The organism is Mesorhizobium sp. B264B1B (assembly GCF_020165765.1).
Lineage (GTDB): Bacteria > Pseudomonadota > Alphaproteobacteria > Rhizobiales > Rhizobiaceae > Mesorhizobium.
Genome location: NZ_JAIUIS010000004.1, coordinates 164,700 through 189,304 on the forward strand (window position 1 = coordinate 164,700; position 24,605 = coordinate 189,304).

The following is a 24,605-nucleotide window of genomic DNA, read 5'->3' on the forward strand; positions in this document are numbered from 1 at the left end:
TGCACAAAGCCCGTAACGAACATTCGTTTCCGCTTGACATATATCAAAAACGAATGAGACGATGTCAATCATACGGATTACGCATGTAGGAGAAACATGGAAACCCGGGACCTTCAGACCTTCCTTGCGGTTGCTGCCAGCGGCAGTATCACCAGGGCGGCTGACATGCTCGGGCGTTCCCAGCCTGCGGTGACGCGCACCATTCAGGAGCTCGAGGCCGAACTTGGCTTCGAATTGCTGCATCGGATCGGTCGACGGGTGCAGTTGTCTGAAGAAGGAGTCGCGTTCGAGGAGGAAGCACGACGCCTGCTGATGTCCTTCACCGAACTCGCAGCGCGGGCCAAGATGATCGCCGCCGGCAGAGGGCGAATCCTGCAGATCGTCACCACCTCCGCGATCGGCACCGGCTTGATCCCCACGGCCTTGGCTGAACTCCAAGGTGCCGAGCTTCCGCACGAGACGCATCTCGGGCAGTTCCTTCCCTCGACCGTCGCTCAGGAAGTGCGCAGCGGACGTGCCGAGGTCGGGTTTTCAAGCCTGCCGCTCGATACGCCCGGTCTGGATGTCCTGCGGCTCTATTCGGCGCCTGATGTTGCTGCCGTGCGGGAGGATGATCCGCTGGCCGAACTAGATGTCATACCGCTTTCCGCTTTTGCCGGCCGCCGCGTCGCCACGTTGCTCAACCCGCTGCGTTTCCAGTTGCATGTCTCCAAGGCACTGGCGGCCAGGGGCATCGACACCGGGCCAGTAATCCGCACGAATACCGCCTATGGCGCGTTGCAGATCGTACGCCGGACCGGTGTTGCGGCTGTCATCGATCCCCTCACCGCCTATGGCGTGGGCTTGCCTGGGGTCGTCATTCGCCCGATCGATGTAACCGTCCTCTTTTATTGGGGTGTTGTGGCTGGCGAAAAACGCCCCCTTCGTCCAGTCGCGCAGGCGTTGGTGGATGCGGTCGAGGCGGTGGCTGAACGGTCGATCGTCGGCTTCAAGAAACTCGATCCGACCCTGGCCGGGCAATTGGTGGCCGACCCCGCCTCCGGCACAAATCACGGAACGGGAATATGAAGCACACCCCCAGTTCGCTCCCCCCGAGAGGTCTTGCCGCGCTCGAAGCACAACTTGCTCAGGATCTCGATGTCCTCGAACTACCCGCCAAGCCATGGGTCCCCGCGCGCTCGCGCGATGGGGTGCCGGTCCGTGACGTCGTGGTGATCGGCGCCGGCATGTGCGGACTTGCTGCCACCGCAAAGCTGGTGCTGACGGGGATAACCAATGTCGTCGCCTATGACGCGGCTCCGGCCGGCTTCGAAGGGCCATGGATAACGTTTGCCCGCATGCAAACGCTCCGGTCGCCGAAAACGCTGCACGGTCCGTCGCTCGGTCTGCCGCAACTGACATTCCGCGCCTGGTTCACGGCACAATGGGGCGTCGAGGCATGGCGGTCGCTGGACAAAATCCCCAAGGGCCAGTGGATGGACTACCTGGTCTGGTACCGGAACGTGCTTGGTCTGCCAGTGCGCAACAGCGTGCGCATGACAGGCGTTGCAGCCGTTGGCGATCTGATTGCGATCGATGTCGAGGGCGCGGAAACCGGCCGGGTTCTCACCCGTCGCCTCGTTCTAGCCACCGGTCGGTCCGGTCTCGGCGGTTTTGCCGTGCCCGATTTCCTCAGGGGCATCGATCGCTCCTATTGGGCCCATTCTGCCGACGATATCGATTTCGATGCACTGAAGGGCAAGCGTGTGGCGGTTATCGGCGCCGGTGCCTCTTCGATGGACAATGCCGCGACGGCGCTCGAGGCGGGCGCCGGTTCAGTCGACATGTTGATCCGGCGCAAGGAAATGCCGCGCATCAACAAGCTGACCGGGATCGGCAGCCAGGGTGTCATCCTCGGCATGTATCATTTGCCTGACGCCTGGAAGTGGAGATTCTTCGACTACACCGCCTCGACCCAGACGCCGCCGCCGCGTTCATCGACGCTTCGCGTGTCTCGTCATGCGAATGCCCGCTTCTTTCTCGACTGCGGCGTGGTCGCGGTAAAGGAAGATGCCGGAGGCCTTCTGGTCGAAACCACGCAAGGACCGATGCGCTACGATTTCATGATCGCTGCGACCGGCTTTTCAAATGACTTCAGTGGTCGCCCGGAATTCGCTGCCCTCGCCCCACACATTCGCACCTGGTCGGATGGTCGATATACGCCGGACATGGGGCCGCCGCGCGCAGGCATGTTGGAGGCACCGGATCTCGGCCCCGCCTTCGAATTCCGCGAGCGCGTCCCCGGTTCCTGCCCGATGCTGGCGCATGTCCACTGCTTCAACGACGCCGCCATGCTGACCCATGGTAAGGTCTCCGGCGATATCCCGGCCGTCAGCGCCGGTGCCGACCGTCTGGTCCGCGGCATTGCCGCGTCGCTGTTCGCCGAAGACGTCGAAACCCACTTCGCCAATCTGATCGCCTATGACACCCCGGAGCTTCTGGGCGACGAATGGGTCGATTCAACACCCTTGTTGCATAAGGAGGCCGCACTGTGATCGACGCAATGGACAAGGCTGCGGGTCTTTCACCGGACGATGCCCTTTTCGCTGCACGGCGGTTTCGGCCCGAATTCGTGCGAGGGGCTGAGGAATGTCGCCTCTCCGTCCTGCAGCCGGCAAACGATCAGGGGCTGGCGCCGAATTTGCGGGTCGCTCTGGCCCGTCGCATGGCAGCTCTGAACGCCGATCCTGTCCTGATGGCCGAATATGACGTGCAACTGGCTCAGCTTGGTCCCACGGAGCAGCTTCTGTCCTTGGCCTGGGGGGAAACGGGTTTGAATGAACCCCTGGCGACCATCGCCCGACATGTTGACCTGATCACCCTGACGCCGAAAAAGGCGGAGGCGAGCCACATTGCTCTGCTCGCCCAAGCCGGATTGAACAATCCCCAGATCGTTGCGCTCTCCGAATTGATTGCCTTCATCAACTTCCAGACTCGGGTCGCAACCGGCTTGCGATTGATGAGGCGGGCATGATTTCCTCGGTGCGCCTGAAGCCGCTGAATTGGCATCCCTATATCGCACCGGTCGAGCTATCGGAGGCAACGCCGGAACAGCTCGAAGCGATGAAGGTTACGCCGTCGGCCAAGAAAGTTTCGGAATATGTGCGCACCCTTGTGCATGATCCCGAGAGCTATCTTGCCCGCACGGTGTTGTTCAACGCGATCATGTACGTCGAGGGCGGGCTTGCCCGTCCCGACCGCGAGCTTGGCGCATTGGGTGCCTCGATCGTCAATGGCTGCAAATTCTGTGCCGTTGTTCACGCCCGCCGGCATGCAGAGCTGACCAAGAGCGATGAAGTGGTCACCGCGCTGTATCTCGACAAACCTGAAAAGCTCGGGTCGCGCGATGCGGCAATCTACAACTTTGCCCGCCGCCTGTCGGCGGCGCCGTCGGAAGCGACGGCAGACGACGTCGCCTCGCTGCGATCAGTCGGCATGAATGATGCCGAGATCATCGACCTCGTCCACGCCATAGCGATCTTCGGCTGGGCAAACCGGCTGATGCATGTCCTGGGCCATGCGGAGAGCGGGTGATGACGTTGCATCCGGTCAAGCCAGTCCGTCCCACACTTTCCGAAGGGCCAACCAGCAATGCTTGAACTCAAAGATATAAAGCTGTCTTACGGAAGCACGCAGGTCCTGAACGGCGTCAATCTCTCGGTAAAGCGGGGCGACGTGGTGTCGATCATCGGCCCCAGCGGCACCGGCAAGACCACGCTGCTGAAATGCATCAACTATCTGGCCAAGCCGTCGTCAGGAACCATCGCGTTCGATCAGATTCGGATGGATTACCAGCGTGCCGACAAGGCCGCTGTCCAGGCGATCCGGTTGAGGACCGCGATGGTCTTTCAGCAGTTCAACGTCTTCAAGAACATGACGGTCCTCCAGAACGTGATGGATCCGCTCGTTGTGGTGCAGCGCAAATCCAGGGAAGAGGCGCAGGAAATCACGCTCAGAGAGCTCGATCGGGTCGGTCTCTCGTCGAAGCGAGACAGCTATCCATCCCAGCTCTCGGGCGGCCAGCTCCAGCGCACCGGCATCGCACGCGCGCTGGCGGTGCGGCCTGACGTCATCCTCTTCGATGAGCCTACGTCATCGCTGGACCCTGAACTTGTCGGTGAAGTTTTGAAGGTGATCAAGGATGTCACGTCGTCAGGGATCACGTCGCTGCTTGTGACCCACGAGATGCAATTCGCAAAGAACATCTCGAACCGGATCGTCTTTATGGACCGTGGCGTGGTTGCCGCCGACGGCAGTCCGGCTGAAATCTTCGACGCGCCTTCCAGTCCACGACTGGCTCAATTCCTGCAGTCAGAACTCGCTTTTCAATAGCTCAACAAGTAGGGAACCCAAGAAATGTCTGCAATCACATCCGGTTTTTCCCGCCGCTATGTCCTGGCCGTCGCTGGTGGCATCGCAATTACCCTCGCAACCGCTGGGATCAGCTATGGTCAGGCCGTCCGGACGGTCAAGATCGCGACGTCTGCCGAGTCCAAGCCGCTGGCCTGGGGCGCGATCGGCGTCGAACCGCAAGGCTATGAGCCCGATCTTCTGAGGGCGATCAATGCGAAGCTGCCGCAGTACAAGTTCGAAATGGAAGGTGTCTCTGACATCGCCCAGGAAACCGGCCTTGCCACCGGGAAGTACGACATCGCCGTAGGTGGCTACTACAAGTCGCCCGAGCGAGAGAAGCAATTCATCATTCCAGAGAACCCGATGGGCGCCAGTCTGATGAAAATCTACAGCAAGAAAGACAGCGGCATAAAGGAAATGAAGGACCTGGTCGGCAAGAGGATCGTTCCGACCACGGCAGGTGGCGGAACCTACAAGTTCATCATGAACTGGCAGAAAGAGAATCCGCAATATAAGCTCGACGTCACGGCATCGAGCGCCGGGATCCCCTACCCGAACCGCCTGGATGAAGTTCAGAACGGCAAGTTCGACGCATTGGTTCTACCGTCTAACCTCGGTGAGCAGGCGGTCATCGACAACAAGAAGCTCGATATCGTCGCATCCGATCCGGTCTACAGCAACAACACGTACATGCTGATTCACCGGTCAGCGGAAAACAAGATCCTGGCCGAGGACGTCAACAAGGTGCTCAAGGAACTGAAGGACGACGGCACGATCGACAAGCTCTCGCAGAAGTGGTTCGGCGAGGACATCGTGAAATACATGAAGTAACAAGGCGTCCTCAGCTGCATCTGGATAGCCGGCGTTGAGGCAGAACTGCAAGAAGGAGTGTTCCAAGTGGACGTTTCTGCTATGATTCCCGAGTTGCTCTCGGCGTTGCCGCTGACGCTGGCCATCACTTTTACGGCCCTCATTGCTGGGTTCTGCCTAGCTCTCCTTGCGACAACACTCCGGGTCCGCAGGGTGCCAGTGATCAGTCACCTGGCGGATCTCTACGTATCCTATGCCCGGAGTGTTCCCGTCGTCCTCCAATTGTTCGTTGCGTTTTACGGGCTTCCCTTGCTGGTAATCCTGTTCGGCTCCGAAGATTTTTTCTCGCCGACGATCGCTGCGATGGTGGCATTGAGCTTTTATCACGGCGGCTACCTGTCAGAAGTCCTGCGACCTGCATATCTGGCCGTCGATCGCGGCCAGCATGATGCGGCAGACAGTCTTGGATATACCTTTCGCCAGAAAATCACGCGCGTCATCGGGCCACAAGCAGTGCACTTCGCATTGCCGGGCTACGGGAACTCCGTCATCTACCTGATCCATAACGTTGCGCTGGTGATGTACATCGGGGCGGCGGATGTCATGGCGACCGCGCATTTGATCATGGAGCGCGACTATAATCAGTACCAGTTCGAAACCTATCTCGTGCTGGCGGTCATCTATTCGGTGATGTGCTTGATCGCATGGCTCATCGTCCGCTTCTTCGAGCTTCGTTCCCCGATGCAGGCACCGGAGGCTACGACATCTGCTCAGATCAAGAACACACTGATCGCGAGCGTGTGACCTAACAAGGGTATTTGACCATGTTTGAGACCGATATCCTGCTCCAGGACTCGCGGGAAATTCTGGGCGCCGTACCCGTAACGCTTGCAATGGCCCTCACGATCTTCGTGCTCTCGACGATGGTCGGCAGCCTGTTTGCGCTTGTGGAATATAGACGGATTCCCGCACTGCGAGAGCTCGTCATGGCCTACAAGGTCGTCTTCAAGGGCGTTCCGATGGTGATCGTGATCTTCCTCGCCTATTTCGGTCTTCCCCCCGCGCTTCAGTTTCTGTTTTCATTGGTTGGCATAGACTTCAACGCCCACCAAACGCCCAATTGGGTTATCCTTGTCATTGCGGTGACCGGCTGTGTCGCCGCGTTCCAGGCCGAGATTATCAAGGGAGCCCTCAACGCCTTTGACACCGGTCAGGCAGACGCAGCCTATTCGCTTGGCTATACAAGGGGGCAACTGTTTCGACGGGTGCTATTTCCCCAGGTCGCCCTGACAGCAATTCCCGATCTGACAACCTCGATGATGGTTATCATGAAGGCGCTTTCACTCGGATTCGCCATCGAAGTTGTCGATATCTTCGCGCAGTCACAGCTGACCGCCGCGTTGAATTTCTACTATCTCGAAGCCTTCGTAATTGCCGTCGTGATCTACATGGTGATTGCCTATCTCGTCACACAGATCGCCGACAGGCTGGAGCAAGCGCTTAGGGTACGGACGTGAGGATGTAGAATAGAATCTTCTAGCAAGATCGGCTTGTCTTCCGCGGAAGCATCCTGGTAGTCGGCGCCGCAATCGATGCGCGCCTCGAGCCGTGCGGCGTCAAGTTCCGCGAACCGTCACGGCGACCGACCTTATCTGGTGCGGAATCGAGGGATAGAGCCGAGACAATTTGAGGCCTCTCGTTAAGAATGCGATAACCAATTGGTAACGGTGCCTGCCTAGCTTCGTGATCCGATGGCCGGATCGCCCGGCCACATTTTACACGGAGCGGCGACGGGCGGGCGAATGTATCTGGTATTGGAGAAGCTTGTCGCCTTGCCGGCGTCATTGTTGAAATTCGCCTTGAGGATCTCGGTCGTCATCGTGTTTTGCGCCGCCTCTGCTTCCGCCGTGCAGGCCAATTCCAGATTTTCAGCCATTGTCATCGATGCCAAGACCGGCAAGACCCTCTACAGAGATCATGCGGACGTTCCGCGCTATCCAGCATCTCTCACCAAGATGATGACGCTCTACCTCATCTTCGACGCCCTCGAGAGCGGCAGGATCTCGAAAGGCACGGCAATACCGGTATCGGCCAATGCTGCCAACGAGGCGCCCTCCAAGCTCGGACTGAAGCAGGGTCAAACGATCACCGTCGAACAGGTCATATTGGCGCTGGTCACGAAGTCCGCCAACGATGCCGCGACGGCCATTGGCGAGTTCCTCGGCGGGTCGGAGGTCGGCTTTGCACGTCTCATGACGCAAAAAGCACGACAGTTGGGAATGACCTCCACCACGTTCAGGAACGCTAACGGACTGCCCGACACAGCCCAGAAGACCACGGCGCGCGACATGGCACGCCTTGGCCTGGCGCTCAGGGATCATCACCCTGGCTATTATTCCTACTTCAACACCCGATCCTTCAAATACAAAGGTCGGCGCTTCGGCAATCACAACCATCTGCTCGGCCGGGTGAAGGGCGTGGATGGGATCAAAACGGGATACACGAATGCCTCGGGCTTCAACCTGGTTTCTTCCGTCGAGGCGCAGGGCCGCAGCATCGTCGCGGTGGTGATGGGCGGACATACGGTCAGGAGCCGAGATGCACGCATGAAGCGTCTCATCAGCCGCTATCTGGCTAAGGCTTCCAACGGTCCGGACCGGTTCAGGATCGATCGTGGCGGAGAAAGCGCATTGGTCGCCTCCGCGGCTTCGAACGCATCGGTGCCCACTCCGACGTGGAAGCCGGCCCAGGTGGCCGATTCCCGAGCCGCTTTCGCCGCTGAGGCGATGGGCGATGTGTCCAGGGAGCAGGCCTTGTCTGCCGATGCCATCGATCCGATCAGCACCGCTTCCACCCAAGAAGGTCAATGGATCATCCAGATTGGATCGATGCCAAGCAAGGCCGCAGCTCGTGAAATCCTTTCACTCGCGGCTCGCAAAGCGCCAAAACTGCTTTCGAACACTTCTGCTTTTACCGAGGCCTTCGAAAAAGATGGCGATGTGTACTACCGCGCCCGATATGGCGGCTTCGATAACAAGTCGGAAGCGTGGCGCGCTTGCGGGCGACTGGCGCTCAAAAAAATCGATTGCTACGCGCTCACTCGGTAGGTGGGATCGAACGCCCATGCGAACGCTGCAACTCGCCTCTCCCGACGTTGTCTCACCAGGACCACGCGGCAATATCGAAAGATGTCCTCGAGCCCTCTTCAATCCTTCGCATGGGGCTTCGCTGTGAGACGCCGCGGTTGTGCGCCTCGGAGCAACGTCGTCTCGTCGACTTATCAAGACGCCGGTTGCGGCTTTTTCGTCACGGGTAGCGTCCTTCGTTGTTGCCTCATCGCTGCACTATGTGTTGCAACTGTCACAAAGGCTGGCCCTCAAGCTGCCGCCAATGGGATTGCCTTGCCCCGCTTCGCGTCGTTGAAGAGTTCTCCTGTGAATATGCGGGTCGGACCGGGCACCCAATATGACGTCGAATGGGTTTATGTCCGGCCCAGGATTCCGCTTGAAATCTACCAGGAATATGGAAACTGGCGGCGCGTGCGAGACTGGCAGGGAACATCCGGCTGGGTCTTCGGTCCGCTTCTTTCGGGGCGAAGGACCGCTGTAACCGCCCCATGGAGCAAGGACAAGATCGCGCTGCGCGGGAAGCCTTCGGTTTCCAGCCTCGTTACCGCATGGCTGGCGCCGGAAGTAATTGTCGAACTGGTGCGCTGCGACGGCCAATGGTGCAGGGTCGCGGTCAATTCGCTGGCAGGCTTCGTCAGGCAAACCCGCCTTTGGGGCATCTATCCTAACGATATACTCTAACAGCAGCACTCGTCGGAAGGCTGCTGCTGGTCGGCCGGTGATCGCATCTCGCGTCGCCTTCAGCCAAATCAAACCTCGCGAGAAAAACGCCGAGTTGAAGGCGTTCCGCACAACTATGGCTGACATCTGGCCGCCGACAGAGCCCCTCCCACCTGTCGCGAGCCTTCGCGACGGCCTGCCCGACTATTCCGGCGGCCGTCGGACAATGGACTTCCTCAAGTCAGCCATCGCCCAACACCACCTCCGCGGGCAGTTTCCAAACGTCATTCGGCAGCTTCGACCGATCTCGATGCCGGCACGATCCGCGCGGCACAATATTTGAACTCGGGGATCTTGCCGTAAGGATCGAGCATAGGATTGGTAAGCATGTTGGCCGGGCTCTCATTAAAGCAGAACGGCATGAACACCATGCCATCGGCGACCTCTCGATCGGCCCGCAGAATGGCTTCGACAATGCCGCGCCGCGTCTCCACGTTGATCACGTCTCCCTGCGCCAGGCCGCGGCGCTTGATCTCGTAGGGATTCATTGCAGCAATGCCGTAGGGCTCGATCGCGTTGAGCACCCCGGCGCGGCGTGTCATGGCGCCCGTGTGCCAGTGCTCCAGCAGGCGCCCGGTGGTTAGCACCAGAGGATATTCGTCGTCGGGCACCTCGTCGGGAGGCAGGAGGTCGGCGGGCACGATGCGCCCGCGGCCATCCGCGGTCGGAAACCCGGTGGTGAAGACGATCTCGTTGCCAGGAACATCAGGACCATCGGCAGGATAGACGACGGACTCCTCGCGTTCGATGCGCTCCCAGGAAATGTGCTTCAGCGACGGCATTACTTGCGCCATTTCGCCGAAGACGTCCGAAACGTGCCCGTAGTTCCAGTCCAGCCCCATGCGTCTGGCAAGCTCGATGATGAGATCGAGATCCTGCCGCGCCTCGCCCGGCAGGTTGACGGCCGGCCGGCCGATCTGCACCTGCCGATTGGTATTGGTGTAAGTGCCGAGCTTCTCAGCATGCGCGGAGGCAGGGAGCACCACGTCGGCATGCCACGCTGTTTCGGTCAGGAAGATGTCCTGAACAACCAGATGCTCTAGCTTGGCGAGTGCGGCGCGCGCATGGCTCTGGTCCGGATCGGACATGGCCGGGTTCTCGCCCATGATGTACATGCCCCGGATCTCGCCGTCATGGATCGCGTCGACGATCTCGACGACGGTCAAGCCGCGTTTGGGGTCGAGCGTCTGGCCCCAGAAATTCTCGTACTGGCCGCGGATATCGGCATTCTCCACCGATTTGTAGTCGGGGAAATACATCGGGATGAGGCCCGCGTCCGAGGCGCCCTGGACATTGTTCTGGCCGCGCAGCGGATGCAGGCCTGTGCCGGCGCGCCCGACATGCCCCGTGATCAGCGCCAGCGCGATCAGGCAGCGCGAATTGTCCGTGCCGTGGGTGTGCTGCGAAATGCCCATGCCCCAAAAAATCATTGAGCGCTCCGCCTTGGCATAGGTGCGCGCCACCTCGCGCAGCACACCGGCCTCGATGCCGCAGACGGGAGCCATCGCCTCGGGCGAAAAATCCTTCACCTTGGCCTTCAATGCCTCGAAGCCGGAGACATTGGCCTGGATGTACTGCTCATCATAGAGCCTCTCTTCTATGATGACGTGCAGCAGCGCGTTGAGCATCGCCACGTCGCTGCCCGGTTTGAAGCGCAGCGCATAGCTGGCGTGGCGCATCAGTTCCTGGCCGCGCGGATCCATCACGATCAGCTTGGTACCGCGCTTTGCCGCTTGCTTGAAATAGGTGGCGGCCACTGGATGGTTTGTCGCCGGCCGCGCCCCGATAATGATCACGCATTCGGCCTTCATGGCGTCCATGAAAGGCGCCGAGACCGCGCCAGAGCCAACGCCCTCCATCAGAGCGGCCACGGAAGAGGCGTGGCAGAGCCGGGTGCAGTGGTCGATATTGTTGGTGCCGAAACCCTGCCGGACGAATTTCTGGAAGAGATAGGCCTCCTCATTCGACCCCTTTGCCGAGCCGAAGCCAGCCAGCGCCTTGCCACCATGCTGGTCGCGGATGCGTTTCAGCCCGCTGGCAGCGCGCTCCAGCGCCTCTTCCCAGCTGGCCTCGCGGAACACTGTCAGCGGGTCGACATTGCGCAGATCAATGTCGCCGGCCTTCGGCGCGTCGTCGCGACGGATCAGCGGCTTCGTCAGCCGTTCGGGCGACATCACATAGTCGAAGCCAAAGCGCCCCTTGACGCAGAGCCGGTTCTCGTTCGCCGGACCGTTACGGCCGTCAACCTGGACGATTTTATTGTCCTTGACGGCGACCTGCGTCTGGCAGCCAACGCCGCAAAACGGGCAAACCGTATCGACGACCTTGTCGAACGCCTGGACGACACGCGTCTTGCCGGTCTCGTCCATCAGCGATTTCTCGTAGAGCGCACCAGTCGGGCAAGCCTGGACGCATTCGCCACAGGTGACGCAGGTCGACAGGCCCATCGGATCGTGCATATCGAAGACAGGAATCGAGTGATTGCCGCGCTCGGCCATGCCGATCACGTCGTTGACCTGCACCTCGCGGCAGGCGCGCACGCAAGCGCCGCAGGTGATGCACGCGTCGAGGTTGACGGCAATGGCCGGATTGGTGATGTCGAATTCTGGCGCTAGCCCCTCCTCGGTGAACTTGGAACGGTATCGGCTGCCCGAAATCCCCATCGAACCGGCCCATTGCCAGAATGCCGACTGGTTGTCTGGACCGTCGCTCGCCGGTCGCATGTTGCTTGCGAGGAGCTCGAATACCATCTCGCGCGATTTGCGGGCGCGTTCGGTATCGGTTTTCACGACCATGCCGGCGGAAGGCTGGCGAACGCAGGAGGCAGCCAGCACGCGCTCGCCTTCGATGTCGACCATGCAGGCGCGGCAATTGCCGTCGGGACGATAGCCCGGCATGTCGACATGGCACAGGTGCGGAATCTTTGTTCCCTGGCGCTTGGCGACATCCCAGATAGTCTCGCCAGGGGCGGCGCTCACGGTTTGCCCATTGAGGGTGAATACCACGCTCTCGGCCATCAGAGGTCACTCCGGAAATGCGTCAGCAGATGGTTGATCGGATTGGGCGCCGCCTGGCCCAGGCCGCAGATCGACGAATCGCGCATCACGGCTTCGAGGTCGCGAATCTTATCTTCCGGCATCGGGCCCTGCTCCTGCAAGATAGCCACCAACTTTTCGGTTCCCTCGCGACAAGGCGTGCACTTCCCGCAGCTCTCATGTTTGAAGAATTTCATGAGGTTGAGCGTGACCTGCTTTATATTGTCGGCCCGCGAGAACACGACTATAGCATGGGAGCCGACGAAGGCGCCCTGCTTGGCCAGATCGCCGCCGAAATCGAGCGGAATGTCCCCCAGTGCTGCTGGCAGGATGCCGCCTGAGGCGCCACCCGGCAAATAGGCCTTGAACTCATGACCGTCCGCCATGCCGCCGCAATAGTCGTCGATCAATTCGCGTACCGTGACGCCGGCCGGCGCCAGCTTGACGCCGGGATTTTTCACCCGGCCGGATACGGACCATGAGCGGATGCCGGGGTGGCCGGGCCTGCCCTGCGCAGCGAACCATTGCGCGCCCTTTTCGACGATGTCGCGGATCCACCAGAGCGTCTCGACATTATGGTTGAGGGTCGGTCGTCCGAACAGGCCGACCTCGGCGATGTAGGGGGGGCGGTGGGGCGGCATGCCGCGCTTGCCCTCGATGCTTTCCAGCATCGCACTCTCCTCGCCGCAGATATACGCGCCAGCGCCGCGGCGGAGCTCGATGAAGCCCGGCTTGACGATGCCGGTGGCCTCGAGCGCGGCGATCTCCTGACGAAGAATGGCGAGCACCGCAGGGTATTCGTCACGCATGTAAAGATAGATCCGTTCCGCCTCGACGGCGTGCGCCGCGATCAATGCACCCTCAAAGGCACGGTGCGGATCTCGCTCGAGATAGATGCGGTCCTTGAAGGTGCCGGGCTCACCCTCGTCGCCATTGATCGACATCAGACGCGGGCCCGGATAGGAGCGCACGAACTGCCACTTCTTGCCAGCGGGAAAACCCGCACCGCCCAGACCCCTCAAGCCCGCATCGCCCACGGTGGCGATGAGCTCGTCCGTGGTCAGCGCCCCAATCCGTACCCGCTGCAAAAGCTGGTAGCCGCCCGCCTGCCGATACGCCTCCAGCCCGACATAATCGGGCACGTTCACACCGGTCTCCGCTGCCGCGGCCATGCGCCTCAGGCCCTCGGCGGTTGCCTGGTCGACCTCGCGATCACCGATACGCGCGGCAGGCGCGCCAGCGCAACGGCCCATGCAGGGCGCGCGCATGACCCTGATCGCCGCTGGATCGGCGCCCGCTTGCAATTCAGCCAGGAGCGTGTCGGCGCCCGCCAGCATGCAACTCACTGAATCGCACACGCGGATTGTCAACGGCGCAGGCGGCATCTCGCCTTCCTTCACAACGTCGAAATGGTCGTAGAAGGTCGCCACCTCGTAGACCTCGGCCTGCGACAAGCGCATATCTTGCGCCAGCGCCCGCAAATGCCGCGCCGACAGGCAGCCATATCGGTCCTGGATCAGATGAAGGAATTCGATCAGCAAGTCGCGCCGTCGCTGGCGCGCGCCCAGGAGCGCCTGAACCTCGGCGAGCGCAGCGTCATCCAGCGGCCTGCCCTTTGGTCCGCGATCACGCGGCCGTCGTTCCTGGATCGTCATGTGCTCACCTCCCCGAGTGAAACGCCCTTACCTCTTAACGATACCCCGCGGACCAGGATGTCGACTATGAGGCACGACATGTCCCCTGCACGACTAGCGCAAGCATTGCGTCCCAAATCTTGGGGCCGCCGCCGACGGGGTGCAACTCGTCACATCGTCGCGGGCTGCGTCTTTTCGATCATGAACACGACGCGATCGCCGTCGCGCTCCGTCGCTTCAAGTCGCTCGCCCATCTCGTTGAGCAGATTGGGGATATCGATGACCGCCAGCGGGTCCGTGCAGTGAACCTCGAGCCGCTCGCCTGGCCTCAAGGCTTTCAACGCCTTGCGGGTCTTGAGCGCGGGCAAAGGGCACTTAAGCCCGGTCAGATCCAGCTTCGTCGTGGTTATCATGGTCGGCATGATGCCCGACGGGACCTGGCCGCGTCAATCGAGCCTGGGTTCCGGCTCTCGTTTCGAGGACGCGATCCGACGGCGCTCACATAAGACTGGAATAGGGTAGGAACTGGACCGTGTGACCTGGCTCGACACGGACTATCTCCTCTCCCAACTCGACGAGACCGTCGGTCGCGACCAGGGATGACAACAGTCCTGCGCCTTCCCTGGGAAACTTCGTCGCTTCGTAGCATCCATCCGCGGCCGCGCGTACGCTTGCTCGCACATACTCCCGCCGTCCCTGCTTTTTGCTATAGGAAAAGGCGGCCCGCATAGCGATCGGGGTCGGCGGTGGCTGGAGGGCTCCCGCAAGGGCGAGGATTGCCGGGCGGGCAATATGCGCGAAGGTGACGAAGCTCGCCACCGGATTGCCAGGAAGTCCGATCAGCGGGGTTCCATCGATCACCCCCATGGCGACCGGCCGGCCCGGCTTGATCGCGACGCGCCAGAACACCAGGGTTCCGGCACTCTCGACGGCGGCCTTCACGCAATCTGCCTCGCCCGTCGACACACCGCCCGAAGTCAGGATCAGGTCATGGCTCAATGCCGCTTCGCTCAGCTTTTCAGCGATCAGACTACTATCGTCCACGAGGATACCGAGATCGGTGATGTCGCAGCAGAGTCGAGCGAGCATCGCCGTCAGCATGAAACGGTTGGAGTCGAAAAGCTGCGCCGGTCCGCGCATGTCTCCCGGCGCGACGATTTCGTCCCCGGTCGAGAACACTGCGACGCGTATCCTGCGCCTAACCTGGAGTTCCGTGAACCCCAATGCGGCGGCGAGCGCGATATCTTGCGGCCGCATCCGATGGCCCGCCGGGAGGACGGCCTCGCCCAATGCGACATCTTCACCCGCAGGGCGCACATTGGCACCCTTTTTCAGGCCGGGCGGGAGAAGGATCCTGCCGGAGCCGTCGATGCTCACGTCTTCCTGCATGAACACCGTGTCGACCCCGTCGGGCATTGGAGCGCCAGTGAAGATGCGTACCGTCTGGCCCGGCCGCACAGGTTCATTCGCCGCCATGCCGGCCTGAACCCTCCCGGCAACGGCGAATGCCGTCTCGACGGTCTGCGGCAGATCTGCCCCTCGCACGGCGTAGCCGTCGACCGCGGAATTCGTGAAGGGCGGCAGCGGCAGCGATGCCACCATCTTTTTTGCCAGGACGCGCCCATCCGCCAGCAAGAGCGGGACCGTCTCGACCTCCTGTACGGCGCTGAGTTTCGAGGCGATCAGCGCGGCAGTCTCGTCGATGGGCCGCATCTGTCCGCCGAAAGCGAAGCAGTCATCCGAGATTTGCGCCATTTATATTCCCACTCTACGAGCGTGTCGGCTTCTTCGTAATCGCATCAATCCGGCTTTTTTTAATCAGCTTCGGTTGAACAGCCTGTAAGATACGGCAAGCTAGCGCAGGCGCGAGCCAGAATACGACGTCAGGAGACTGCCATGCCTTTGATGCTACGCCAACCGGAACACGCTATCATCACACCCGATCCGCAAGACCAACGGCTGACGGAGCTGGTTGCGGGCGTCGACCATACAGGCGCGGCGGTAGAGGTCCGCGTACCGATCGAACGTGCCCTGACGCTCTATCTCAACGCTCAGGAGATCGTCACGATGATGACGGTCAACGACTATCCGGAATATCTTGCGCTCGGCTATCTGCTGAACCAGAACATGCTTCTGCCCACCGATGTGGTGACGGACGTCGAGTATGACGAGGACCTCCAGGTCGTGGTCGTTCGCACCGAGCGCAACACCGACTACGAGCAGAAGCTCAGAAAGCGAACGCAGACTTCGGGTTGCGCCCAAGGCACTGCCTTCGGCGACGTGCTGGAGGCGATCGAGGACATCACGCTCCCGCCCGCTGAGCTTCGCACCTCCTGGCTCTACGAGCTGACGCACAAAATCAACACCACGCCGTCGCTCTATCTGGAGGCAGGCGCGATCCATGGCTGCGTCCTTTGCAGGAAGGGCACGCCAATCTGCTATATGGAAGACGTCGGCCGCCATAACGCTGTCGACAAGATCGCCGGCTGGATGTACCGCCACGCCATCGATCCGGGGGACAAGATCATGTACACGACCGGGCGGCTGACCTCCGAGATGACGATCAAGACGGTTCGGATGGGCATTCCCATCCTGGTTTCGCGTTCCGGCTTCACCGCCTGGGGTGTGGCGCTGGCCCGCCAAGTGGGGCTGACGCTGGTCGGCCGGGCGCGCGGCAAGCGCTTCACCGCACTTTCGGGCCAGGAGCGGATCGTCTTCGACCAGGATATCGCTTCGGTCGATGAGGAAGCGCCGCGCCACCGCCGCAAGGGTGCCGAGCATGACGACTGAGCGGCCCATGACGCTGGGCGTCGTGCTCGCCGGCGGTCTGGGTCGGCGCATGGGCGGCGGGGACAAGCCGACGCGCGTGATCGGCGGACGCACGATGCTCGAGCATGTCATCGAACGGCTGGGACCTCAATGCGACGGGCTCGTGCTTAATGCCAATGGCGACCCCGTTCGCTTTGCCCGTTTTGGCCTGCCAGTCGTTGCCGACACGATCGAGGATTATCCTGGGCCGCTCGCCGGCATGCTCGCCGCGCTCGATTGGACGGCGGACAACAGGCCCGACGTCGAGTGGGTGGTCAGCGCCGCCGGTGATTGTCCTTTCCTGCCGCGCGACCTCGTTGCACGCCTCCAGCGGGCGCGCATGACCGAGGGGGCGGATTTGGCGGTGGCGGCGTCCGGCGGTCAGGCGCATCCGGTCATCGGGCTCTGGAAAGTCGCCCTGCGGGACGAATTGCGGCATGCGTTGACCAACGAGGGCCTGCGCAAGATCGACCGGTGGACCAGTCGCTACGGCCTTGCCACCGTATCCTGGCCGGTAGAGCCGGTGGACCCGTTCTTCAACGCCAACACAGTCGATGACCTCGCCGAAGCCGAGCGGCTGGCCGCGTTGCTTGCCGCTAACCCGGCCGGCTGAACCCCGCGCGCTCCAGCGCCGAATGCACCTCGTCGGCCTGGAGGACTTCGAGGAACGCGTGCACCGCGGGCCGATCCTTTCGCGCGCAAACCAGCGCGAAGTCGTAGTGCTCTTCGGTCAACGGGATAAGACCGAGCCCGGCCGCACGCGCGACCGGCGCGATGGTGACGCCCCAGTCGGCGCGCTTCTGCGCCACCGCCGCGGCCACGGCATTGTGTGTGCGCGGCTGGTTCCAGTAGCCGTCCGGGCGTTCCGCGCCGAGGAGTTGGTCGATCAGGATACGCGTTCCCGAGCCTTGGTTGCGGTTGACCATCATGCAATCGGGATCGGCGAGCGCGGCACGGACCGCGTCCTCCGCGCCGAGGCCCTCGAAGCGCTCGTCCCCTCGGCGGAACACCAAACCTTGCATGCGGCGCCAGCCTGGCACGAGTTCGAGACCGTCACCGAGGAAGGGCGCGTTGTAGTTCCGCGTCTTCGGGTCGAAGAGATGGATGGGAGCGAGATCGCACTCGCCGCGCTTGGCCGCCGCAAGACCGCCCAGGCTTCCCACAGAAAGCGAGCGCACCGAAATCCCGCGACGCGAAAGTTCGCCAACGACCAGATCGAGGCCGACGCAATGACTGCCGATGACGACGAGGTCAGGAACGCGGACCCGCGGCGTGAACAGCGTCACCGCTACGTCGGCACCGGCAGGCACGTGATCGGCCAGGGCCTCGATGCGCATGAAGCCATCCGCCTGCGTAAAGGATGTTATCGCTCCCGAGCCCTTACCAGTCGGATAGGCCGTCAATCCTCCCTGCCCTTGCACAAGGGAGACCATCGCGAATTCGGTCCGTCCGAGTTCTGAAGGAACCCGCAACGGAAGGCTTGCGGTGACCTGAGCATCGACGCGCGGCGGCAGCCCCGCCATGCGCCGCAGGGCGGGTACCACCATGTCATGGAAGGTGAACATGGCCGAGGTCGGAAATCCCGGCAGGACGATGACCGGCTTGCCCCCGCACACCGCCAGGCAAAGCGGCTTTCCGGGCTTCAGCGCCACGCCGTGGGCGATGATGCCGGGTTTGCCCAGTCGGCCGATAATGCGATGCGTGATATCCCCTGCTCCTTTGGACGTGCCGCCCGACAGGATCATTACGTCGTGGGCGGCGAGCGCCTCGCGCATAGCCGTCTCAAGTGTTGCCTCGTCGTCCGGGAAGGCGCCGATAAAATGCGCTTCGCCGCCATTTTCAGTGACAGCCGCAGCGATGATCGGCCCGTTGGCGTCATAGATGCCGGCCGCCCGCAGCGGCTCGCCTGGCTGAACGAGTTCATCGCCAGTGGAGAGCACAGCCACGCTTGGCCTGCGCGCCACGGCCACTTGTGCGATTCCGCACGCGGCGAGCATGCCGATTTCGCGCGAGCCGATTTGCGTTCCGGTGCGCAGCACGACCTCTCCTCGCGCCATGTCGGATCCTGCATTGGAGACAAACTGGCCGGGCGAGATGCCGCGCCCCACCTCGATGGCACTCAATCCCACCGGATGCGTATGCTCCACCATGATGATGGCGTCCGCGCCACGCGGCAGCGGCCCGCCGGTTGCGATGGGCGTGGCGGTTCCGGTCAGAACGGGGAGTTGCGGAACCGTGCCGCAGGCAATCGCTTCCGCATTCAGCTCAAGCCGAACGGGACGGGTTTCAGAGGCGGCAGCCAGATCGGCCGCACGTACCGCGAAGCCATCGACATTGGAGCGGTCGAAGGGCGGCACGTCGACCGGCGCCGCCACGTCCTCGGCAAGAACCAGCCCGAGCGCGTCGGCCAGCGTCCGCGTCTCGGTCGGCAACGGGCGGGGAAACAGCGCTGCCTCGAAGCGAGCCAGCGCAGCTTCGCGCGACAATATCGTCAGGAACTGCTCCTGCCCGCTGTTCTGCCGGGCCGATGATGGAGAATTCGTCATAGCGGCTCACTCGATCAAAAGTTGCGGAGCGGAAAGGCGGAGACGGGCGTACCGGCGGCATACCCTTCGCTATCGCCCGGGACCGCAAGCCAGGCGTCGGCAAGCCGCATGGCGTCCAGCGAAAAGTCGCCGACGGCGAGCGGCGTCCACATATCCCGTTCCTTCCCGAGCAGAACGAGCTCGTAAAGTCCGACCGCGGATGAGATTTTCCGCGAGAGCGGCAAGATGATGCCTGACCGTTCAGATCTGCCCGACAGGCGGTCCAGGACTGGCTGGACAAGCGCAAGGAACCCAGCGAAGGCTTGGTGCGGCGATCCGGCCAATGCGACCACCGGTGTCTTGCCGAGCCGGCCTATTGCCGTTGTCCCTCCGGGCCGTAAGGCAATGCCGTGCCCAATCAACACCCCGCGCCGCACAAGAGCCTCGGCGGTCACGTCGGCGTGGCCGTCACCAGTACCGCCGATCAGGAGCAGAAAATCGCAGGCCTCGCCATCAAGAGCGGCAATGATCGATGCCGCGTCGCGCTCTACGGTCTCTATACCGACGATCGAAACGCCCGAGGCACTCAGGCTCTCGACCACGAGCCGCATGGAGAATGTCTCGTGGCTGTCGGCAGCGACATCGATCACGCGCACGCGCGGGCTCCGTATGGCAAGCTGGCTCAGTCCCACTTTGCGGGCGACCAGCAGGTCGGCGACGCCGATCGCCTTTCCCTCAAGCATTGGCGGGCGGGCCGCCGCCATATCCTCGCCCGCCCGGCGCACACCCTGACCGGGCACGGCTTCAGCTGCTGCTTGGATCATCGGTCCACTGCAATCGACGAGGCCGGCCTGCAGCACACAGTCGCGATCTTCAGGCATGGCCTCACCCGTCTCGACCCAGATCGGCGCGACCGGCAAAACTAAGGGCGAATAGGCTGATGCCCCCACGAGGTCGAGGGCGCGACACGCCCAGCCGTCAATGGCAGCGATATCTCGCGCAGGCTGAGCCGGCACGACAGGCGGCATCCCGGCAGCGACATAGCGCAAGGCTTGTTCAAGCGGCACCCAGCGGGGGGTGACGGGCATTACACCATCGAGCAGCGCGTCGAGCGCCGCTTCCAGGGGAGTCAGCGGGCCCGTCGAAGAAAACGTTCTCGTCATGGCGCGATATTGAAGCAGACGCGAGCCTGTTTGCAACCAGCTTCAGGAACGCCCGCGCTGCGCATTCGGGAAGAAGAGCTGCTGGCCGTCGATCTTGTACTCTCCGATCGCCTTCTGGCCTTCCGGAGAAATCAGCCAATCGATGAAGCGCTGGCCGGCCTCCACTTTGACGCTTGGATGCTTGTGAGGATTCACCAGCATCACGCCATACTGATTGAACAGCCGCTTGTCACCCTCGACGGCGATGTCCAACTCGCCACGATTCTTGAACGACAGCCAGGTGCCACGATCGGAAAGCGTATAGGCGTTCATGGCTGCCGCGGCGTTGAGCGCCGCCCCCATGCCCTGCCCGATCTCCTTGTACCACGGGCCCCTGGCCGCCTCGATGTCGATGCCGGCCGTCTTCCACAGACCCAATTCGGCCGAATGGGTGCCGGACCTGTCACCACGCGACACGAAGGCCGCCTTCTTGGCTTTGATGGCGATCAGCGCGGCTGCGATGTCCTTGGTCCCGCTGACGCCCGCCGGGTCGCTCTTGGGGCCAACGAGGACGAAGTCGTTGTACATCACGTCGAAGCGCTTCACCCCGAAGCCTTCCTCGATGAACTTCTCCTCCTGCGCCTTGGCATGGACGAAGACCACGTCGGCATCGCCGCGCCGACCGGTGTCGAGCGCCTGACCGGTGCCCTGAGCGACAATCTTCACGCCGATGCCGGTTTTCTTCTCGAACAGCGGCAGGATGTGATCGAACAGGCCGGAATCCTGGGTCGAGGTCGTCGACGCCACGACGATCGACTGGTCCTGGGCAGGCGCGCCGCCTGCTAGCATCAGAAGCACCACAAGCGCAGAGAATATTCGGCGGGTCAGCATCTCAATCTCGGTCCAGTTGATCAAAGCACGAGCTCGCCGCGCACGAAGGCAGCGGCTTGCGGGGTCGCGGGGCGGTCAAGGAAGTCGTCGGCGTCGGCATGCTCGCAAACGCGCCCTCGGAGCAGAAAGACGACGTCTCCCGCGATCCTGCGTACCTGGCCGAGGTGGTGCGACGCCATGATGATCTTCGTGCCCGATTGGGCAGCCGTGATGATGATCTGCTCGACAAAACGCGTCGCCGCCGGATCGAGGCTGGCTGTCGGCTCGTCGAGCAGCAGGATTTCCGGCTGGCGCGACAGGGCGCGGGCGAGGGCCAGCCGCTGCTGCTCGCCACCGGAGAGATGCCGTGCCGGACGTGCAGCGAGATCGAGAAGACCGACGCGCTCGAGCAGTTCCTCCACGCGCGGGGCCCGGAGCCGGCGCGGACAGCCCGCTTGAGCCAGTGCATAGGCGACATTCGCGGCCGCCGAGCGACGCAGCATCACCGGCTTCTGGAACAGGATTGCACGCCGTGTCGGCGGGGAAAGCGTTCGTCCCCCCCAAGTCAGGGTTCCAGCAGAAGGTGCAACAAGCCCCATGCAGAGCCGCAGCAGGGAGGTTTTGCCCGACCCGTTCGGGCCGACGACCAGAGTCGGGGCGCGCGGCCCGATCGTCAGGTTCACCCGGTCCAGGATGGTCGTCGCACCGGCGACCAGCGACACGTCATCGAAGACAAGTGGAAGATCGCTCTGAGCAGCCCGCATCCCTAGCCAGCCCGTTGCTCGGACCAAACTCGCACGCCCCAGGCGGCGGCGTTGATCAGCAAGATGAGGAAAATCAGCATCAGGCCGAGCCCCATGGCGAGCGGCAGGTTTCCCTTCGAGGTCTCAAGTGCGATTGCCGTCGTCATGGTGCGGGTGAAGCCATCTATGTTGCCGCCGACGATCATCACGGTGCCGACCTCGGCCGCCGCCCTGCCGAAGCCCGCGAGCAGAGCCGTGACGAGGCTGAAGCGGCCGTCCCACAAAAGCGTGGCGACCAGGCCCGCCGGCCCGACCTGCATCGCAGTCAGTTCCTCACGATACTCGCGCCACAGATCCTCGACCGTCTGGCGAGTCAGCGCGGCAATGATGGGCAGCACCAGTAGCGCCTGCGCGATGACCATCGCGGCGGGTGTGAACAAGAGGCCGAATTCACCCAGCGGCCCGGATCGCGATAGCAGCAGATAGACCGTCAGCCCGACCACCACCGGCGGCAGGCCCATGAAACCGTTCAGCAGCACGACGATCGCCGAACGACCGGGAAAACGTGCCAGCGCGATAATTGCGCCCAGCGGCAGGCCTGCGACCATGGCGATCGCGACAGCCGAAAGGCTCACGGCGAGCGACAGGCGCACGATGGCAAACAGCGTGGCGTCGCCGCTCGCGATCAGTTGCCATGTGCCCAGCCCTTCCGACATTGCTCCTCGCAGTCCTGTCCCGTGTCAATGTCCTGCAACTCCTCCGTCACTGTCAAATTCTTGAACCTGCACAGGAATATGCATATCAATGCAGGATGGATTTGCTGACGACGTCCGAAGCCGCCGACTATCTGCGCATTGGCGAGCGCAAGCTTTATGAGCTAATCGCGGAGGAGCGTATCCCGTGCAGCAAGGTGGCGGGCAAGTGGCTGTTTCCGCGGCATGAACTCGACCGTTGGGTCATGTCGGGGTTGGTCCGGCCTGCAGGAATGACCCAATCCGAGCCGCCGCCGATCGTCGGTGGCAGCCAGGACGACCTGCTCGAATGGGCTCTCCGCCAATCAGGTTCCGGCCTGGCCTTTCTGACGGAAGGCACGGAAGCCGGCGTGACACGCCTGCTGCGCGGCGAGGTGTCTGTCGCCGCGATTCATTTCCACAGCCCCGACCCGGACCCGAATGTCACCGCGATTGCGACCAGACCGCGGCTTTACGATGCGGTGCTGGTCGGATTCGCCCGCCGCGAGCAAGGCCTGCTGCTCGCGCCAGGCAATCCAAAATCGCTCAACAACCTGACCGACGTACTTGCGACCGGCGCACGCATCGCGGTTCGTCAACGCGGCGCAGGCGCGGACATGCTGCTCACGCAATTGCTGGCGGACTCCGGCGCGAAACAGGACGACGTCAACCGATTGGAGCCGCCCTGCCTGACCGGACCCGATCTCGCGGCTGCCGTGCGCATTGGTAGGGCCGATTGCGGAATTGCCACGCGCGCGGCCGCCCGCGCCGCTGGCCTCGATTTCGTTCCATTGGCCTGGGAAAGCTTCGATCTCCTGATGCGGCAGCGGACCTACTTCCAGCAACCGATCCAGGCGCTCCTGCGTTTGCTAGGGCAGGAAATCTTCGCCAGCCGCGCCGCCGAGCTTGGCGGATACGATCCATCGCCGGCCGGGCAGATACGGTTCTTCAAATAGCAGCCGACCCCGATCAAGCCGCAGCTCTCATCCAAGATCGATCTCGCCCTCGACGACATGGCGCAAGCCTGCCGGCTCCGAGGTGATGACGGCCCTCACGGTCAGTCGGCCCTGTCCTTTCAGGCCCTTCTCCGCCACGGCTTTCTCGATTGCCTGCTGCGAAGTCACGCCGACCTGCTTCAGGAACTTGCGCATGGAGACGTTGAAGGGATCGGTTTCCATATTCTGGGTCATATGATTGCCTCGAACGGTGTGGACGATATGGCCGGCCCGGCAAGCTTGGTGCCCGCAACGGCGGCGCTGCGCTAACGGAGCACGGAATGGCCCGGGGTGCAACGAGGACGACGCCCGCACTATGTCTGACGCGGTCCGTTCCTCTGTGGCGTAACAACGCGTGGTGCCGAGATCCCTGGTCATGCCGGAGCGCCGCGGGCGATTGCCGTGACGGCCGATGGGTAAACGGCGATCACCGGTGGTTTCGCAGCAAGTGGCAACTGATGAAGGGCATGATGGGATAGGCCGTTTTTCGCCCGTCAGCGCGCCCTAAGCAATCCTGGTGCCACTACGAGCATCGAACAGATGCACCTTGGATACCATGATCTCCAACCCAACCTCTTGATCAAGTTTGAAGGGCGGCTGATCCCGTACCTCGGCCACGAGGTCGACTCCACCTGCACTTAATGTAAGCTCCTGGGCCTCACCGGTCGGCTCGACCACTTGCACCCTCGCCTGAGAGTGGTCGCCACCAACCGAAATGTGCTGCGGACGAATCCCATAAACTACCCCATCCTTGTCGCCCATCCGAGCATCCGCCGGCAAGGGTAAGCGCAAGCCCTGATCGGCGACGAATGCGCCGTTGTCGATGCGGCCCTCGATCAGGTTCATTTCCGGCGAGCCGATAAAGCTTGCGACGAACAGATTGACTGGGTTCTCGTAGAGCTCGGAGGGGCGGCCGATCTGTTCGATCCGGCCTTTGTTCAACACCACGATGCGGTCGGCGAGCGTCATCGCCTCGGTCTGGTCATGCGTGACATAGATGCTTGTTCGGCCGAGCCGTTGGTGAAGCTTCTTGATTTCGGCGCGCATCTTGACACGCAACTTGGCATCGAGG

Annotated in this window: 24 protein-coding genes; 13 read left to right on the top strand and 11 right to left on the bottom strand. The window is 62.3% G+C overall.

The features are described 5' to 3' along the window. The first annotated feature begins 96 nt into the window (after positions 1-96). From LB547_RS10040 to LB547_RS32480, 10 genes are all read left to right on the top strand, one after another. Positions 97-1,068, top strand: a complete 972-nt coding sequence (locus LB547_RS10040) for a LysR family transcriptional regulator (protein ID WP_140499328.1) — start codon at positions 97-99, stop codon at positions 1,066-1,068. Continuing rightward, positions 1,065-2,534 carry an NAD(P)-binding domain-containing protein gene (locus LB547_RS10045; RefSeq protein ID WP_140728376.1) on the top strand — a complete coding sequence of 490 codons (1,470 nt, stop codon included), beginning with the start codon at positions 1,065-1,067 and terminating at the stop codon, positions 2,532-2,534. The genes LB547_RS10040 and LB547_RS10045 overlap by 4 nt, the downstream gene beginning before the upstream one ends. After that, positions 2,531-3,013, top strand: a complete 483-nt coding sequence (locus LB547_RS10050; protein ID WP_140517385.1) for a CMD domain-containing protein — start codon at positions 2,531-2,533, stop codon at positions 3,011-3,013. The genes LB547_RS10045 and LB547_RS10050 overlap by 4 nt, the downstream gene beginning before the upstream one ends. Next, positions 3,010-3,573, top strand: a complete 564-nt coding sequence (locus tag LB547_RS10055; RefSeq protein WP_140517387.1) for a peroxidase-related enzyme — start codon at positions 3,010-3,012, stop codon at positions 3,571-3,573. Before LB547_RS10050 ends, LB547_RS10055 begins: the two co-directional genes overlap by 4 nt. Before the next feature lie 57 nt (positions 3,574-3,630). Next, on the top strand, positions 3,631-4,371 hold the full coding sequence (locus LB547_RS10060) for an amino acid ABC transporter ATP-binding protein (RefSeq protein ID WP_140517389.1): 741 nt from the start codon (positions 3,631-3,633) through the stop codon (positions 4,369-4,371). Between the two features lie 24 nt (positions 4,372-4,395). Continuing rightward, a complete protein-coding gene (locus LB547_RS10065; RefSeq protein ID WP_140517391.1) occupies positions 4,396-5,223 on the top strand; it encodes a transporter substrate-binding domain-containing protein in 828 nt (275 codons plus the stop codon). Positions 5,224-5,289: 66 nt separating this feature from the next. Continuing rightward, positions 5,290-6,006, top strand: a complete 717-nt coding sequence (locus LB547_RS10070; RefSeq protein ID WP_140499340.1) for an amino acid ABC transporter permease — start codon at positions 5,290-5,292, stop codon at positions 6,004-6,006. Positions 6,007-6,026: 20 nt separating this feature from the next. Then, positions 6,027-6,719: an amino acid ABC transporter permease gene (locus LB547_RS10075; RefSeq protein ID WP_140622759.1), complete on the top strand. Its 693-nt coding sequence runs from the start codon at positions 6,027-6,029 to the stop codon at positions 6,717-6,719. Between the two features lie 234 nt (positions 6,720-6,953). Next, positions 6,954-8,309, top strand: coding sequence for a D-alanyl-D-alanine carboxypeptidase family protein (locus tag LB547_RS10080; RefSeq protein WP_224656127.1), 1,356 nt, complete (start codon positions 6,954-6,956; stop codon positions 8,307-8,309). Positions 8,310-8,636: 327 nt separating this feature from the next. After that, positions 8,637-9,011 carry an SH3 domain-containing protein gene (locus tag LB547_RS32480; RefSeq protein ID WP_281405101.1) on the top strand — a complete coding sequence of 125 codons (375 nt, stop codon included), beginning with the start codon at positions 8,637-8,639 and terminating at the stop codon, positions 9,009-9,011. Positions 9,012-9,274: 263 nt separating this feature from the next. Here LB547_RS32480 and fdhF read toward each other — a convergent pair whose 3' ends face one another. The 4 genes from fdhF to glp form a co-directional block, all read right to left on the bottom strand. Further along, complete coding sequence (gene fdhF / locus LB547_RS10090; protein ID WP_140763537.1) at positions 9,275-12,067, bottom strand: formate dehydrogenase subunit alpha; 2,793 nt, start codon at positions 12,065-12,067, stop codon at positions 9,275-9,277. Next, complete coding sequence (locus tag LB547_RS10095) at positions 12,067-13,740, bottom strand: NAD(P)H-dependent oxidoreductase subunit E (protein ID WP_224702889.1); 1,674 nt, start codon at positions 13,738-13,740, stop codon at positions 12,067-12,069. The genes fdhF and LB547_RS10095 overlap by 1 nt, the downstream gene beginning before the upstream one ends. 149 nt (positions 13,741-13,889) lie before the next feature. Then, positions 13,890-14,141, bottom strand: a complete 252-nt coding sequence (locus tag LB547_RS10100; protein WP_224618804.1) for a sulfurtransferase TusA family protein — start codon at positions 14,139-14,141, stop codon at positions 13,890-13,892. 76 nt (positions 14,142-14,217) lie between these two features. Beyond that, entirely contained in the window at positions 14,218-15,474 is a 1,257-nt protein-coding gene (gene glp, locus LB547_RS10105) for a gephyrin-like molybdotransferase Glp (RefSeq protein WP_140763540.1), read from the bottom strand. Positions 15,475-15,624: 150 nt separating this feature from the next. Between glp and LB547_RS10110 the strand changes: the two genes are divergently transcribed. Both LB547_RS10110 and mobA read left to right on the top strand, forming a co-directional pair. Continuing rightward, on the top strand, positions 15,625-16,509 hold the full coding sequence (locus LB547_RS10110) for a formate dehydrogenase accessory sulfurtransferase FdhD (protein ID WP_140499459.1): 885 nt from the start codon (positions 15,625-15,627) through the stop codon (positions 16,507-16,509). Next, on the top strand, positions 16,499-17,140 hold the full coding sequence (mobA, locus tag LB547_RS10115; RefSeq protein ID WP_181168609.1) for a molybdenum cofactor guanylyltransferase MobA: 642 nt from the start codon (positions 16,499-16,501) through the stop codon (positions 17,138-17,140). Before LB547_RS10110 ends, mobA begins: the two co-directional genes overlap by 11 nt. Here mobA and LB547_RS10120 read toward each other — a convergent pair. From LB547_RS10120 to LB547_RS10140, 5 genes are read right to left on the bottom strand one after another with little or no spacing between them, the layout of a single operon-like run. After that, on the bottom strand, positions 17,124-19,073 hold the full coding sequence (locus LB547_RS10120; protein ID WP_140763543.1) for a molybdopterin biosynthesis protein: 1,950 nt from the start codon (positions 19,071-19,073) through the stop codon (positions 17,124-17,126). The genes mobA and LB547_RS10120 overlap by 17 nt on opposite strands. 14 nt (positions 19,074-19,087) lie before the next feature. Beyond that, positions 19,088-20,215, bottom strand: a complete 1,128-nt coding sequence (locus LB547_RS10125; RefSeq protein ID WP_140499356.1) for a molybdopterin-binding protein — start codon at positions 20,213-20,215, stop codon at positions 19,088-19,090. Positions 20,216-20,257: 42 nt separating this feature from the next. Then, a complete protein-coding gene (locus LB547_RS10130; RefSeq protein WP_140499358.1) occupies positions 20,258-21,085 on the bottom strand; it encodes an extracellular solute-binding protein in 828 nt (275 codons plus the stop codon). Positions 21,086-21,105: 20 nt separating this feature from the next. Continuing rightward, a complete protein-coding gene (locus tag LB547_RS10135; protein ID WP_140499360.1) occupies positions 21,106-21,828 on the bottom strand; it encodes an ATP-binding cassette domain-containing protein in 723 nt (240 codons plus the stop codon). A 2-nt stretch (positions 21,829-21,830) separates the two neighbouring features. Then, positions 21,831-22,523 (bottom strand): ABC transporter permease, encoded by a 693-nt coding sequence (locus tag LB547_RS10140; RefSeq protein ID WP_140499362.1) that lies wholly within the window; start codon positions 22,521-22,523, stop codon positions 21,831-21,833. Positions 22,524-22,618: 95 nt separating this feature from the next. Between LB547_RS10140 and LB547_RS10145 the strand changes: the two genes are divergently transcribed. Then, entirely contained in the window at positions 22,619-23,494 is an 876-nt protein-coding gene (locus LB547_RS10145) for a helix-turn-helix transcriptional regulator (RefSeq protein ID WP_140763609.1), read from the top strand. Positions 23,495-23,521: 27 nt separating this feature from the next. On the opposite strand, the gene LB547_RS10150 is transcribed toward LB547_RS10145, so the two are convergent. Both LB547_RS10150 and LB547_RS10155 read right to left on the bottom strand, forming a co-directional pair. Then, positions 23,522-23,728: a DUF6494 family protein gene (locus LB547_RS10150; protein ID WP_140499366.1), complete on the bottom strand. Its 207-nt coding sequence runs from the start codon at positions 23,726-23,728 to the stop codon at positions 23,522-23,524. A 309-nt stretch (positions 23,729-24,037) separates the two neighbouring features. Beyond that, positions 24,038-24,580 carry an ABC transporter ATP-binding protein gene (locus tag LB547_RS10155; RefSeq protein WP_281406010.1) on the bottom strand — a complete coding sequence of 181 codons (543 nt, stop codon included), beginning with the start codon at positions 24,578-24,580 and terminating at the stop codon, positions 24,038-24,040. Between the last annotated feature and the right edge of the window lie 25 nt (positions 24,581-24,605).

Bases quoted from the DNA above. Each gene is read 5' to 3' on its own strand.
- LB547_RS10040 (WP_140499328.1), top strand. From the start codon at position 97: ATGGAAACCCGGGACCTTCAGACCTTCCTTGCGGTTGCTGCCAGCGGC.
- LB547_RS10045 (WP_140728376.1), top strand. From the start codon at position 1,065: ATGAAGCACACCCCCAGTTCGCTCCCCCCGAGAGGTCTTGCCGCGCTC.
- LB547_RS10055 (WP_140517387.1), top strand. From the start codon at position 3,010: ATGATTTCCTCGGTGCGCCTGAAGCCGCTGAATTGGCATCCCTATATC.
- LB547_RS10060 (WP_140517389.1), top strand. From the start codon at position 3,631: ATGCTTGAACTCAAAGATATAAAGCTGTCTTACGGAAGCACGCAGGTC.
- LB547_RS10065 (WP_140517391.1), top strand. From the start codon at position 4,396: ATGTCTGCAATCACATCCGGTTTTTCCCGCCGCTATGTCCTGGCCGTC.
- LB547_RS10075 (WP_140622759.1), top strand. From the start codon at position 6,027: ATGTTTGAGACCGATATCCTGCTCCAGGACTCGCGGGAAATTCTGGGC.
- LB547_RS10080 (WP_224656127.1), top strand. From the start codon at position 6,954: ATGGCCGGATCGCCCGGCCACATTTTACACGGAGCGGCGACGGGCGGG.
- fdhF (WP_140763537.1), bottom strand. From the start codon at position 12,067: ATGGCCGAGAGCGTGGTATTCACCCTCAATGGGCAAACCGTGAGCGCC.
- LB547_RS10095 (WP_224702889.1), bottom strand. From the start codon at position 13,740: ATGACGATCCAGGAACGACGGCCGCGTGATCGCGGACCAAAGGGCAGG.
- LB547_RS10100 (WP_224618804.1), bottom strand. From the start codon at position 14,141: ATGCCGACCATGATAACCACGACGAAGCTGGATCTGACCGGGCTTAAG.
- glp (WP_140763540.1), bottom strand. From the start codon at position 15,474: ATGGCGCAAATCTCGGATGACTGCTTCGCTTTCGGCGGACAGATGCGG.
- LB547_RS10110 (WP_140499459.1), top strand. From the start codon at position 15,625: ATGCTACGCCAACCGGAACACGCTATCATCACACCCGATCCGCAAGAC.
- mobA (WP_181168609.1), top strand. From the start codon at position 16,499: ATGACGACTGAGCGGCCCATGACGCTGGGCGTCGTGCTCGCCGGCGGT.
- LB547_RS10120 (WP_140763543.1), bottom strand. From the start codon at position 19,073: ATGACGAATTCTCCATCATCGGCCCGGCAGAACAGCGGGCAGGAGCAG.
- LB547_RS10125 (WP_140499356.1), bottom strand. From the start codon at position 20,215: ATGACGAGAACGTTTTCTTCGACGGGCCCGCTGACTCCCCTGGAAGCG.
- LB547_RS10130 (WP_140499358.1), bottom strand. From the start codon at position 21,085: ATGCTGACCCGCCGAATATTCTCTGCGCTTGTGGTGCTTCTGATGCTA.
- LB547_RS10135 (WP_140499360.1), bottom strand. From the start codon at position 21,828: ATGCGGGCTGCTCAGAGCGATCTTCCACTTGTCTTCGATGACGTGTCG.
- LB547_RS10140 (WP_140499362.1), bottom strand. From the start codon at position 22,523: ATGTCGGAAGGGCTGGGCACATGGCAACTGATCGCGAGCGGCGACGCC.
- LB547_RS10145 (WP_140763609.1), top strand. From the start codon at position 22,619: ATGGATTTGCTGACGACGTCCGAAGCCGCCGACTATCTGCGCATTGGC.
- LB547_RS10150 (WP_140499366.1), bottom strand. From the start codon at position 23,728: ATGACCCAGAATATGGAAACCGATCCCTTCAACGTCTCCATGCGCAAG.
- LB547_RS10155 (WP_281406010.1), bottom strand. From the start codon at position 24,580: ATGCGCGCCGAAATCAAGAAGCTTCACCAACGGCTCGGCCGAACAAGC.